13 protein-coding genes are annotated in these 12,525 nt (G+C 37.8%); 1 reads left to right on the top strand and 12 read right to left on the bottom strand.

The genetic code is table 11. The features are described 5' to 3' along the window. Window positions 1-379: 379 nt before the first annotated feature. Window positions 380-1,111 (bottom strand): O-methyltransferase, encoded by a 732-nt coding sequence (locus ACFP65_RS03045; protein WP_379915763.1) that lies wholly within the window; start codon window positions 1,109-1,111, stop codon window positions 380-382. A 130-nt stretch (window positions 1,112-1,241) separates the two neighbouring features. On the opposite strand from ACFP65_RS03045, the gene cbpA reads away from it, so the two are divergent. Further along, on the top strand, window positions 1,242-1,880 hold the full coding sequence (gene cbpA / locus ACFP65_RS03050) for a cyclic di-AMP binding protein CbpA (RefSeq protein WP_327758254.1): 639 nt from the start codon (window positions 1,242-1,244) through the stop codon (window positions 1,878-1,880). Between the two features lie 77 nt (window positions 1,881-1,957). Here cbpA and ACFP65_RS03055 read toward each other — a convergent pair whose 3' ends face one another. The 11 genes from ACFP65_RS03055 to ACFP65_RS03105 all read right to left on the bottom strand — a co-directional run bounded on the left by ACFP65_RS03055 (window position 1,958) and on the right by ACFP65_RS03105 (window position 12,455). Then, window positions 1,958-2,449, bottom strand: coding sequence for a QueT transporter family protein (locus ACFP65_RS03055; protein ID WP_379915765.1), 492 nt, complete (start codon window positions 2,447-2,449; stop codon window positions 1,958-1,960). A 173-nt stretch (window positions 2,450-2,622) separates the two neighbouring features. After that, window positions 2,623-2,979 (bottom strand): type II toxin-antitoxin system PemK/MazF family toxin, encoded by a 357-nt coding sequence (locus ACFP65_RS03060; protein ID WP_379915767.1) that lies wholly within the window; start codon window positions 2,977-2,979, stop codon window positions 2,623-2,625. A 90-nt stretch (window positions 2,980-3,069) separates the two neighbouring features. Further along, window positions 3,070-3,321 carry a hypothetical protein gene (locus ACFP65_RS03065; RefSeq protein ID WP_379915769.1) on the bottom strand — a complete coding sequence of 84 codons (252 nt, stop codon included), beginning with the start codon at window positions 3,319-3,321 and terminating at the stop codon, window positions 3,070-3,072. Window positions 3,322-3,566: 245 nt separating this feature from the next. After that, window positions 3,567-3,920 carry a holo-ACP synthase gene (gene acpS, locus ACFP65_RS03070; protein WP_379915771.1) on the bottom strand — a complete coding sequence of 118 codons (354 nt, stop codon included), beginning with the start codon at window positions 3,918-3,920 and terminating at the stop codon, window positions 3,567-3,569. A 228-nt stretch (window positions 3,921-4,148) separates the two neighbouring features. Beyond that, the gene (locus ACFP65_RS03075; RefSeq protein WP_379915773.1) at window positions 4,149-5,651 is read right to left on the bottom strand and encodes a DEAD/DEAH box helicase; all 1,503 of its coding nucleotides are present in this window, start codon (window positions 5,649-5,651) and stop codon (window positions 4,149-4,151) included. 382 nt (window positions 5,652-6,033) lie between these two features. Beyond that, window positions 6,034-7,413 (bottom strand): UDP-N-acetylmuramoyl-tripeptide--D-alanyl-D-alanine ligase, encoded by a 1,380-nt coding sequence (locus ACFP65_RS03080; protein ID WP_379915775.1) that lies wholly within the window; start codon window positions 7,411-7,413, stop codon window positions 6,034-6,036. 66 nt (window positions 7,414-7,479) lie between these two features. Further along, window positions 7,480-8,532 (bottom strand): D-alanine--D-alanine ligase, encoded by a 1,053-nt coding sequence (locus ACFP65_RS03085; RefSeq protein WP_379915777.1) that lies wholly within the window; start codon window positions 8,530-8,532, stop codon window positions 7,480-7,482. Window positions 8,533-8,808: 276 nt separating this feature from the next. After that, on the bottom strand, window positions 8,809-9,060 hold the full coding sequence (locus ACFP65_RS03090; protein WP_208559605.1) for a type B 50S ribosomal protein L31: 252 nt from the start codon (window positions 9,058-9,060) through the stop codon (window positions 8,809-8,811). A gap of 206 nt (window positions 9,061-9,266) precedes the next feature. Next, a complete protein-coding gene (gene rho / locus ACFP65_RS03095) occupies window positions 9,267-10,526 on the bottom strand; it encodes a transcription termination factor Rho (RefSeq protein ID WP_327758248.1) in 1,260 nt (419 codons plus the stop codon). A gap of 36 nt (window positions 10,527-10,562) precedes the next feature. After that, window positions 10,563-11,837 carry a UDP-N-acetylglucosamine 1-carboxyvinyltransferase gene (locus tag ACFP65_RS03100; protein WP_379915779.1) on the bottom strand — a complete coding sequence of 425 codons (1,275 nt, stop codon included), beginning with the start codon at window positions 11,835-11,837 and terminating at the stop codon, window positions 10,563-10,565. Between the two features lie 69 nt (window positions 11,838-11,906). Next, window positions 11,907-12,455, bottom strand: a complete 549-nt coding sequence (locus ACFP65_RS03105; protein WP_379915781.1) for a biotin transporter BioY — start codon at window positions 12,453-12,455, stop codon at window positions 11,907-11,909. Between the last annotated feature and the right edge of the window lie 70 nt (window positions 12,456-12,525).

Raw genomic sequence — 12,525 nt, forward strand, 5'->3', positions numbered from 1 at the left:
ATTGTGAATGAACCTTGTTCATTCGTTTAGTTATCTTGATCCATAAATGAATCGAAGACCCCTGCACATTTGGTTGTTTTTACTTTGTTCAGTTTTCAAAGATCAATCGTTTACGTCTACTAGTTAAGCTGTTCTTTCGAACGTTTACTTATCTTGTCGACTCATACTATATTACATCATCGTGTTGAAGATGTCAACAGTTTTTTATTTTTTTTTTGCTTGTTTCTCCGAATGAGTTGAAAGATCGATTCTTTTAACTGCGTTTCGTTATCAGCAACGTTTTATACTTTACCAGTTAAAATCGATCTCGTCAACAATTTTCTGCATACTTTTTTTGGATTTATTCTATTTATTTAATCAAACATTGATAAATCAACATTTATTCAGAGTCGTTTGAATCAGATTCTTTTTCTTTCATGAATGAAAAATCATAATCTTCCTTTTTTGTAACCAGTAATAGTCCATCCCCTAATGGTAGTAATGTTGTGTCTAGTGCGGGATGATCCAATACAATCTCAAGAAAAGCGTTCAATTTTTTGTGAATCTTTCTTCTTCTTCTTGGAATATCTTTTACATCTTCCAGTATCGTGCCACCTTGAAGTACATCATCGACTGCCAAAATACCACCTTCTTTTAAAACACGCATACAATCTGGGAAGAAATCATAGTATTTTGCCTTAGCACTATCCATAAAGATAAACTCGTACTGATTTTTTTTAAGCTTTTTTAACCATTCGTCTGCTTGGCCTTCAAGGAGCGTAACTCTTTCTTCAATTCCTAGTTTTTTAAAATTCGCTTTGGCCTTTTCAAGCATAACTGGATTTCGATCTATTGTCGTAATTTTACTTTCTTCACTTGTATGCTCAGCCATCAAACCAGCAGAGAATCCAATCGCTGTTCCAATTTCTAGTATTTCTTTTGGATCAATCTGGCCAAATAACCATACAAAAAAAGCAACTGTTTCGTGCGGAATGATGGGCACTCGTTTCTCATTGGCTTCTTTTTCTATCGTACCCAGTTTGCCATCCAACTGTTTTTGTGCAGATCTCAAAAAATTTCTAACTTCTTCATTTACGACTGGCCGATCCATCATTTCATTAAGTTTATGCATACTAACCTCATCTTTCTTTTTATGAATTTCCATTTTATTTTACAGGTATTTTGGTACTTCTCCAAGTGTTTATCTGTTATAATTATAATGTGAGAATAGAGATAGTTAAATGAGAAGGAGCCAATAATCAATGCTAATTAAACAGTTATCTGTACCAAAAAACGTTGTGAATACCATTTCGGAAAAAGCAACGTTACAAGAATCAATCGAACTATTAGAAGAAACAGGTTATCGCTGTGTGCCTGTATTAGACGAAAGTGGTAAAATTTTCCGCGGAAATATCTATAAAATGCACATTTATCGCCATAAAGCGAACGGCGGAGATATGAGTCTGCCGGTTACTCATTTGCTTAAGAATGCAACCAAATATGTGCACTTAAATTCTTCTTTCTTCAAAATATTCTTTATGATTAAAGATCTTCCTTACATTACTGTTTTGGATGAGAACAATCACTTCTATGGTATTTTAACGCATAGTTCTTTGATTGATCTTCTACAACAGTCTTGGAGTATTGATCAAGGAAGTTATGTTTTGACGATTGCAACGCCTGGACAAAAGGGTGATTTAACTTCAATCACAAAAATTATCAATCGCTACTGCTCAATCATGAGCTGTATAACGCTGGATGTTAAACGTGAAAACATGGTTCGTCGTACAATTATGACCTTAGAACCAGGTGTTTCAGAAAAAACATTAGAAGAATTGACTCATAACCTGGAACGTAAAGGATTCAAAGTGGTTGGTACGGAAGATCTTCACAACAACTAACCCCTTAGCAAAGCAATATCAAAAAGCAGTGTCTCTATCATCAGAGTCACTGCTTTTTTACGCCCGTTTTTTGGTTGTTACTTCATTTGTTGTCTAAAATTAATTTTACTATCTAAATAAAGCATTAAAGGAATTCCAATTACCATTGTTACGAATTGACTAATGAATAGTGATAGATAAGTAATCCAGAAAGCTTCTTCTGCATCGAAGAGCAAGATTAGAAAAGCAATCATAAAAGTGAAAATAGAAAATACGATTGTATTAATAACCATTTTCTTTTTAATCGACACCATATTTCTCGTTAAAAAGAGGACCACGATAAAGGAAACGATTGTATGTCCTCCACCAAGTACCCAGTCATATACTCCAAAAGGTGACAGTATAACATTCGCTATGATTACACCAATACCGATACCATATGCATACTTTTTATCAAAGGTTACCAAATGATTCAGCATCTCAGATAAGCGAACTTGAATCGCTCCAAACCCTAAAGGTGCGATGATTAGTGTAACGACTACATACAAAGCTCCTATAATAGCGTTTATTACCCATTGTTTTGTTTTCAAATCTATTTCCTCCTAGTTTTTGATAACGTGGGTTGGCGCTCTCGAACCACGGCTGTTAGACAACGAGTAGTAGTGTATCATGTTTTAAAGGGTTGGCGCAACTGGATATATACAAAAAAGAGGAAGTCTAGATAGTAGACTTCCTCTTTTACTAAGTAAATTGGATCATATGATCAAATATGTTTGTATTTGTTAGATAGACCTACACTGATAGATAACGCTTCGTCCACAGAATCCATTATACTTGCATTTAAATGCGTCACTTTATCTCTGAGTCTCTGCTTATCAATTGTTCGTATCTGCTCCAACAATACAACCGAATTCTTTTCAAGTCCTTGATCTGCACCAACCTCAATATGTGTTGGCATTTTACCTTTTTGAATCTTCGTTGTAATAGCTGCAACGATAACAGTCGGACTATACTTATTACCGACGTTGTTTTGGATAATCAAGACTGGCCTCATTCCGCCTTGCTCCGACCCAACTACCGGCGATAGATCCGCATAATAAATATCTCCCCGCTTAACCATAGGCGTTTTCTCCTCGAAGGTACCCTTTTGGAATGGTCCGTTTCATGCGACCCTCAATGACTCCTACTTCATCGCATGATACTTCCCGTTTTAGATATGATAATGTGCTTCGCTCTCGCATCCATCAAATTCAGAACAAATCTCTAAATTGATGTTAGCCATTTCAGCATACCCTTTCCGCATGGCATCCATTTTATTCATACTCTCTTTAATCCAATAATTTACCATTTGCGACATTAGTTCTGTCTTCTCAATGTTTGTCTCCACACAGAACTCGACTAGGTCTTCATAAACTGATTGATCTAACTCAATAATCATTTTCTTGTTGCGCTGCTCTTCCATGATTGTGCCCTCCAAAAGATTATCGCTTACTTACTATATTCCAAGTCCCATTAATTGATTTTAAAAAATCAGTTAACTTTATAAGACTGGTCTATGTTCAGTACGTTGGATCCATTTAGGAATGAATCGTGCAAATCGCTATCTTAAGGTTAAGTCTATCATGAAAGACCTCGCATTAAAACGGGTCAAACCTATCATTTGTGACGAAAGTATGACCAAATGATCACTAAATCAAGAATTTATGTTCATGTTTTTTCTAATATAACCTGAGATGCTGCAGTATTTTCCGTATGCGTTATGCTTACCCAGGCATTGCCAGCAAATGGAGACTTCATAACTTCTGGTTTACCAGAAGCGCTATTCAAAATTTCTATATCTTGAAACCCTACTTTACCGATACCTGTCCCTAACGCTTTAGAAAAAGCTTCTTTTGCTGAAAATCTACCCGCAAGATATTCATCTTTACGTGTACCTTGCAATTGCTCGTAAACTTGGAGTTCATTTTGAGTCAACACACGAGATGGAAAACTCTCTCTTCTTTCACAAGCTTTCCTGATTCTTGAAATGTCTACAAGATCTAATCCAATTCCTACAATCATACAATCCCTCGTTCTATTCTAAATGTCTATCTTTTTTCTCAAGCTTACTTGTTTTCAATACTACCAGAATCTCCACAGATTGTCATACATAAGCTTTGCAGTCAATCTGACAACCGGTCAAATGCGAACACTTACTTCTTGAATATAGATGTTACTCATTTTAATTAATACTTTACAAGCTAAAAAAGGGATCCTCATTTCGGATCCCTTCAACTTAGCTTTTAATTGTTATCCTTTATTGCTGTTACTGCTTCCGCCACGATCTTTACGGTAATTATTACGACGTCCGCCATTTTCGCTACGTCCTTTTCCATCACCGCGTCTGTTCGTACGTCTGTTATTGCTATTACCGCTACGTCCGTTTCTGTTACGGCTTCCACCTTTTCCGCCACCACTACGTTTACGATCTTTGTTTGGTAGAGGTCTTTGAGGTGTAATCGTTACAGGTACTTCAGTAGAATCTTTGATCATTGTTTTGACCAAAGCTGCTGCAATATCCTCTGACGAGTAAGCACTCAATAGTTTTTCAGCTGCAGTATGGTATTTATCCAAACCATTTTCCACGATTGTTTTACGGATATCTTCCATAGCAGACTCAAGCTGGCTTTCAATTGCTTCGTCATTTGTTGGTGGACGAAGAGAAGTGATTTCTTGCTTCGTTAGGTTTTCAATTGTACGTAAATAACCCATTTCTTGAGGTGTTACGAACGTTACAGAAACGCCTTTTTCACCTGCACGACCAGTACGTCCAATACGGTGAACATAGCTTTCTGGATCTTGAGGAACGTCATAGTTATAAACGTGTGTTAAACCTGATACATCTAATCCACGTGCAGCAACATCTGTTGCTACTAAAATATCCATTTTACCTTTTTTAAAGTCGCTCAATACACTCATACGTTTACTTTGTGAAAGGTCTCCGTGGATTCCTTCAGCTTGGTATCCGCGCATTTCTAAACCTTTAGCTAATTCATCAACACGGCGTTTTGTTCTACCAAAGATGATGGCTGAAGTTGGATTTTGAACATCGATTAAACGAGTTAAGATGTCAAACTTCTCATTGTCGCGTGCTTTAGTGAAGTACTGATCGATTGTTGCTGCAGACAATGTTTTTGTTTTAATTGCAACTGTTTCAGGTGATTTCATGAAACGTTCTGCGATACGTTTAATAGGTGTCGGCATTGTTGCTGAAAACAATAATGTCTGACGCTCTGAAGGTACTTCTTTGATGATAGATTCAATATCTTCGATGAATCCCATATTCAGCATTTCATCTGCTTCATCCAAAACAAGTGTTTCAACTTTATCTAATTTCAAAGTTCTACGTCTGATGTGATCTAGTAATCGTCCAGGAGTTCCTACGACGATTTGTGCGCCACCTTGGATTTGTTTGATTTGTCTTCTGATATCTGCTCCACCGTAAACACAAGTCACACGTACACGTTTATCTTTACTTAAACGGAACAATTCTTCCTGTGTTTGAATCGCTAATTCACGAGTTGGTGCAATAACCAAACCTTGTACATTACGATTACTTGGATCAATTTTTTGTAACATCGGGATACCAAAAGCAGCCGTTTTACCTGTACCTGTTTGTGCTTGTCCAATTACATCTTTACCTTCTAAGGCTAATGGTATTGTTTTTTCCTGGATTGGGGTTGTTTCTTCAAATCCCATACCCTCTATTGATTTCATTATCTCTGGTGCAATGTTTAATTCGCTAAATTTCAAAAAATAATTCCTCCTATTGTTTTCCTTGGCTTCTATTTGTCGTGGAGCCAAGGAGTAATGCCTTAAAATGAGCTTACAGGCTCAATAGGTCGGCACTACTTAAAAGAAACTTATCTCCTCTATGATTTACTGAGGGTAGTTCGTCGTTTCTTTTTCACATAAAGACCCTAATGTTCGTATACGAAACGCTCGACGCGAAACACTAGGGTTTTAAATTCTTCTTGACTCATATTTAATTAAAATTCATTTACTTTAAATTAGTATTCCGCTAACGAAAGCAAAATTGAACAATATCGAACCGTTGCTCAACAGCCATCATAGCATGCATAGTTTTTATTTTCAACTTAATCGATGCATATTTCAAATGAATACGTTTTACACTCTATTTACGTTTTAATTCTTCCACAACGCCAAGGATACCCGTTCCTAGGCTTGATTTAAGCAAGACCATATCGTTCTTTTGTACGGTCTTTCTAAGGTAATCTATAAGTGGCTTTTTATCTCCTGAAAAGTGTCGGATATTCTCCGTACTGAACTGTTCTTTTACTTGTTCGTATACAACACCCATTTCATCGCCATACAAGACTAAATGATCGATGGATTTTGCATCAATAGATTCCGCTACACTTTTGTGCAAGGATTCAGAAAGCTCGCCCAGTTCCAGAATGTCTCCTAAGACAACGATCTTCTGTCCATCCGCTTGTACATTGGAAAAATAATTCAATACAGCTTTCATTGAAGAAGGGCTTGCATTGTAAGCATCATTCAAGAGTTGTGAACCGTTAAACCCTTCTAGCCACTCCAGACGATTTTTAGTCAACTGGAAGTGTTCGAGTTTTTCTGCACCTGCCTCAATCTCGATTCCTAGCTCCAATCCTACCGATAAAGCCGCTAATGCATTCTGGACATTATACTCACCTGGAGTCGGTAACGTAATCGTCAAATTCGGAACCAGATTAACTGAGAATTTTGTTGACTTCACTTCGGGCTCTATACTTATTGAATACAAATCTTCTTTATCCGTCTTCCCAAAAGTTTTCGTTTTAACTGTAGTCATTTTATCTATTCGTTGCGAGAGTAGCGGTTCTTCTCCAAGATAAATCAAAGTACCGTCTGCTTTTAGACCATCCACTATTTCCAGTTTTGCATCTGCTATTCCAGATTTCGATCCAAAGAACTCAATATGAGATTCTCCTATCATTGTGATAACAGCAACATCTGGCTCAGCTAATACTGAAAGAGTGTGGATTTCTTGAGCTTGACTCATGCCCATTTCCAAAACAGCTACTTCCGTATCTTCCGGCATTTCTAAAATGGTATAAGGAAGTCCAATATGGTTATTGAAGTTCCCCACTGTTTTATGTGTTTTAAATTTGGCTGACGCAACCGCAGCAATCATATCTTTTGTCGTTGTCTTACCATTACTACCTGTCACACCGACTACTTTAGGATGAACTTTTTTCAAATACCATTTCGAAAATTTTTGTAAAGCTGTTAACGTATCTTTCACTAAAATAACGGGTATATCTTTAGGTGCTTTTTCAATCGGATCACTCCAGAACGTTGCACTCGCTCCGTTTTCAATGGCACTAGTGATATACTCATGCCCATTTCTTTCTGCTACGAGCGGTACAAATAAACTTCCTTCTGAAAGATTTCTTGAGTCAAATGATACTTCTTTGATTTTGATCGTTTCGTCTTTAGCGTAATAGACGACACCTTCTGTTGCTTCTGCTATTTCGCTTAATGTCCATTTTGTCATTTCATTCTCTCCAATAGGAGGGAGCAATCAATTGACCGCTCCCATTTATGCTGTAGATCCTTACTGTCAACGATCTTTTAAAGCTTGACCTTGTCTTGCTTTAAAGCGACGTAATCCTAGTTGGATCAATTCTTCAATTAGGTCTTTGTAAGCTAGTCCTGTATTTTCCCATAACCTAGGATACATACTGAAGTCTGTGAATCCCGGGAATGTATTGACTTCATTAATATAAATTTCATTGTCGTTCGTTAGGAAAAAGTCAACTCTAGTCAATCCACTTCCATCAATTGCCATAAACGCTTTGGCCGCGTATTCTCTTAGTGTTTTAGTAATATCTTCAGATAGTTCTGCAGGTATTTGCGGTACGACATCATTCGATAGATATTTAGACTCGTAATCGTAAAATTGCTGTTCTTTCACCAATTCCCCTGGTACTGAAGTATTAACATCTTCATTTCCCAGTACTGCAACTTCTATTTCACGGGCTTGTATGCCTTTTTCTACAAGCACTCGTCTGTCATACTCGAAAGCTTTCACAATTGCTTGCGCCAATTCTTCTCTATTCGTTGCTTGTGTAATTCCAACACTTGAGCCCATATTAGACGGTTTGATAAACATTGGATACGACAGTTTAGCTTCCGCTTCTTCTATCACTACGTCTTGATGAACACGCCATTCGTTTACTCTGACTTCGTGATAAGGAACGATTGGTAATCCAGCTTCTTTGAAAAGAATTTTACTAATAATTTTGTCCATACCCGTGGCACTTGCTAATACACCAGCACCGACATAAGGGATCTCTAGTACTTCAAGTAATCCTTGAACCGTTCCGTCTTCGCCATTTGGTCCGTGCAAGACTGGAAAAACAATTGAATTATCTTTCGGTATTTCATTGAACCGCATTTCATTTCCAGAATCATTGATGATTAAATCTTCGCTGGATTTCAGCTGGTCTGGATCTGTTATCTCTTCGCCTCTCAACCACTTGCCTTCTCTAGTAATAAAAACTGGGGTAACTTTATAATAATTGTAATAGATTTCTTTCAGAATAGAGTAGGCCGATAAAATAGAGATATCGTGCTCTGCACTTTTCCCTCCATAAACTAGAAATATATTCATCTGAGTTTTCTCCTTTAGTGTTGATTCGTCTTCACTATTTTCTCAAATACCGGTAAGGTGTCCTAACCAGTATTTTAGCAACAAACTTCTAGCTTAACAACTAAAACTATGTAGATTTAATAAAGCTGTCGAATGCTTCGCTAAACTTTTTCTATCCATTTAACATTTGTATATTCTAGTAAAAACATTAGAAATCCAAACCCGTTATTTTATATACCCAAAATGTACACAAATAAAAAAAGCCCTGGATATCCAGAGCTTTTCTTGAAATACAGTTTACGCTTCGTCCATACCGTATTTTTTGTTGAAACGGTCGATACGTCCATCTGCTTGAGCAAATTTTTGACGACCAGTATAGAAAGGATGTGAGTCAGAAGTAATCTCCATACGAATTAATGGGTATTCTTTTCCGTCTTCCCATTCTACTGTTTCGTTAGATGCTTTTGTAGAACCAGACAAGAATTTAAATCCTGTAGTAGTGTCCATAAAAACGACTTGATGATATGTTGGATGGATTTCTTTTTTCATAGTGTTTTCACTCCTTATGCCATAAAATCTCTGCGATCTCATAGTTGTCTTCTGTCATAAAAAAGGGTTCTTCTGTCTAAACTAGAATAGCAGACATTCTTATCCAATTTTAGATTGTATGCAACACTAAATATAATAGCATGATTAAATTAGTGTTGCAATCATTTTTGTAGATTTAAATGAATTATTTACACTATTAATGCTAATTATTTTTGAGTCAGCATTTTCTGTACAAATTCTTCGTTTTTCTTATATCTACCTAGTGTTTTGATAAATTGATCTGTATAGTCATACGTGTCGTTCCGCATACCCCGTCTTAATTTATAGACTGCTTCATACTGTTCTTTTGTCAGTAGCATGTCTTCTTTTCGTGTACTTGAACGTTTGATATCGATTGCCGGATAGATTCTTCTCTCTGCAAGCTCCCTTGACAGGTGCAATTCCATATTACCAGTACCTTTGAATTCTTCATAAATGACATCATCCATTCTGCTCCCTGTATCCACAAGCGCAGTAGCTACGATGGTTAAACTACCGCCTTCTTCTACATTTCTAGCAGAACCGAAAAAGCGTTTGGGACGATAAAGCGCAGCAGGATCAATTCCTCCACTTAATGTTCGACCACTTGGCTGTTCAACCAAGTTATAAGCACGGGCCAGTCTGGTGATACTATCCATCAAGATAACAACGTCTTGTTTGTCTTCCACCAGTCTGCGGGCACGTTCTAGTACAAGTTCACTGACTTTCACGTGGTTCTGTGGCTGTTGGTCGAACGTTGAATGCACCACTTCTCCGTCAATACTACGCTCAAGATCTGTAACCTCTTCTGGACGTTCGTCAATCAGCAATACAATCAATTCCACTTCTGGATGATTGTGCTTGATTCCATTAGCAATCTCTTTGAGTATCGTAGTCTTTCCTACTTTGGGTGGCGCTACAATCAATCCACGCTGACCAAAACCAATCGGTGCAATCAGATCGAGCATACGAGCTGATAATTCTTTCGGAGTCGATTCGAGGTTGATTCTTCTGTCAGGATAAAGTGGCGTCAACGCTGGAAAATGCGGTCTTTCTCGTGCTTCTTCCGGATTTTTTCCATTTACTTGACGAACATTCATTAAGCCATAGTATCGCTCTCCGGATTTTGGTGGTCTTGCTGTACCGGTAATTTTATCTCCATTTCTTAATCCGAAACGCGTCATCTGAGAAGCAGATATATAAATATCTTCATTACTGTGAGAATAATTGATTGGTCGAAGAAAACCGAAGTCTTGAGTATAAATTTTATCTAGCACTCCAGAAACCTGGAAGTATCCTTGCTTTTCTTCCTGTACACGAATGACCGCCAAAGATAACTCTTTTTTATTCATTTGACTGTAATACGGAATTTTAAGATTTTTAGCTAGCTCATAGATTTCCTTCAATGTCTTCTGCTGTAAATCGTTAAATGTTAAAATATTCGCCACTACTGCTTCCCCTATTCGTTTAATCCATTTTTTTCTCTATTCTGTTACTGTTACTTCTTCCATTCGAATGTCAGCGCCTAGGGCTGTCATTTTTTCAATAATATGCGAATATCCACGCAAGATGTTCTCCACACCCGTGATTTCCGTCTCGCCTTCAGCAATTAGTCCTGCTATCATCAAACATGCACCCGCTCTTAGATCACTTGCTTCAACTTGTGCGCCCTCTAAATTAAAAGCCCCTTCGATCAATATCGTATCGCTCGTAACTTTTGCTGCTGCGCCCATGCGGTTCAGTTCAGGGATGTGTTTGACGCGCTTAGGATAAATGGTATCTACAATAGTAGAATTTCCTTCAGCCATCATTAATAAAGGTGTAAATGGTTGTTGAAGATCTGTAGCGAAGCCTGGATACGGTAAGGTCTTGATTGAGACACCTTTCAGTTTCCCTGTCGGTTCAAAAACGCGTACGGAGTCTTCTCCGATTTCCATTGGAACACCCATTTCATCCATCTTCGCAATCAAACCTTCGATGTGTTCTACGATGACGTTCTTCACTAACACATCTTTTCCAGCTGCTGCTGCCATAATCAAGTAAGTTCCCGCTTCGATACGGTCAGGAATGACTGTATGACGACATCCATGCATTTCTTCAACACCGTCGATACGGATGATATCTGTTCCGGCACCTCTGATTTTTGCACCCATATTATTTAATAGTGTTGCTACATCAATAATCTCAGGTTCGCGAGCAGCATTTTCAATAATCGTTCTGCCTTTTGCTTTTACAGCAGCCAACATAATATTGATTGTTGCTCCAATTGAAACGACGTCAAAATAGATTCTTGAAGCTGTCAGGCCTGATTCGTCTGTTTTCAAGTACATGGCACCTAGTTCGTTTTCAACAGTTGCTCCTAGTGAACGAAATCCTTTAAGATGCTGATCGATTGGACGAGGACCTAGGAAACAACCTCCCGGAAGTCCTACGACACCTTGGCCGAATTTAGTCAGTAGTGCACCCATGAAATAGTAGGATGCACGCAAACTTTTGATTTTACCGCTTGGCATCGGAATTGACACCATCTCTGAAGGGTCGATGACTAATGTCGATCCATCGAAATCTGTTTTTACGTTCATTTGATTTAAAATTTCAATCAATGAGTGCACATCTTGAATGTCTGGGACCCCTTCTAGTGTGACGGGAGAATCAGCTAATATGGCTGCTGGTATTAAAGCTACTGCACTGTTTTTAGCGCCTGAAATGGTTACTTCGCCGGTTAATTTATTTCCACCGTTTATCATTATTTTTTTCATAATTGCTTATACAAGCCTCTCTTTTAAGAAAATGTTTTTTACTTATCTAGTTTAAGGTTAATCATTTAGTTAGACCGTTCGTACCAATACAGCTTCAAGTCTTTGGTATACGAGCCCTGCTGTAAAGGCTTTGATCATGTCTATAGGTAAAAAAGCTGTGACATTGGTGACGATAATGGTCTGCCAAGAAATCGCTGTTTCGAGAACTTGATTCATAATGAAGTACTGATAGCTCATGCCGACAATATAAAGCAGAACGATACCTAGAAACATGGTTCCAAGCATTTCAATCGTTGATGCGCTTCTTTTGTGCAGTCTACCTACAACCAGACTAACGAGAATGGCTCCAATAATATATCCAAAAGCTGGAGACAGTATACTCTGAAACCCGCCCGTTCCTCCAGCGAACACTGGAAATCCAATTAAACCTAGTAACATGTAAAGGCCCATTGTTAAAGCACCTTTCAATCTACCAATTAAAGCTGGAATCAAGAGGAAAAAGAATACTTGTAAGGTGATAGGGACAGGACCGATTGGAATAACAAATACAGATGCGACTGAAAGCATCGATGTTAGTAATGCAATTTGAATAAGGTCTTTCGTTGATGAATTTTTCAAAGGGATCTTCCTTGCTTTTCATAGTTTCAAACACAGATAAGTATATACAATAAAGATTGGTAACACAATA

This window comes from Marinilactibacillus sp. GCM10026970 (assembly GCF_042660675.1).
Classification (GTDB): Bacteria; Bacillota; Bacilli; order Lactobacillales; family Carnobacteriaceae_A; genus Marinilactibacillus.

What these genes read in the sequence shown, in the direction of transcription:
- ACFP65_RS03080 (WP_379915775.1), bottom strand. Translation starts at nt 7,413, where the DNA reads ATGACAAAATGGACATTAAGCGAAATAGCAGAAGCAACAGAAGGTGTC.
- ACFP65_RS03045 (WP_379915763.1), bottom strand. Translation starts at nt 1,111, where the DNA reads ATGCATAAACTTAATGAAATGATGGATCGGCCAGTCGTAAATGAAGAA.
- ACFP65_RS03060 (WP_379915767.1), bottom strand. Translation starts at nt 2,979, where the DNA reads ATGGTTAAGCGGGGAGATATTTATTATGCGGATCTATCGCCGGTAGTT.
- acpS (WP_379915771.1), bottom strand. Translation starts at nt 3,920, where the DNA reads ATGATTGTAGGAATTGGATTAGATCTTGTAGACATTTCAAGAATCAGG.
- ACFP65_RS03085 (WP_379915777.1), bottom strand. Translation starts at nt 8,532, where the DNA reads ATGAATATATTTCTAGTTTATGGAGGGAAAAGTGCAGAGCACGATATC.
- ACFP65_RS03100 (WP_379915779.1), bottom strand. Translation starts at nt 11,837, where the DNA reads ATGAAAAAAATAATGATAAACGGTGGAAATAAATTAACCGGCGAAGTA.
- ACFP65_RS03065 (WP_379915769.1), bottom strand. Translation starts at nt 3,321, where the DNA reads ATGGAAGAGCAGCGCAACAAGAAAATGATTATTGAGTTAGATCAATCA.
- cbpA (WP_327758254.1), top strand. Translation starts at nt 1,242, where the DNA reads ATGCTAATTAAACAGTTATCTGTACCAAAAAACGTTGTGAATACCATT.
- ACFP65_RS03090 (WP_208559605.1), bottom strand. Translation starts at nt 9,060, where the DNA reads ATGAAAAAAGAAATCCATCCAACATATCATCAAGTCGTTTTTATGGAC.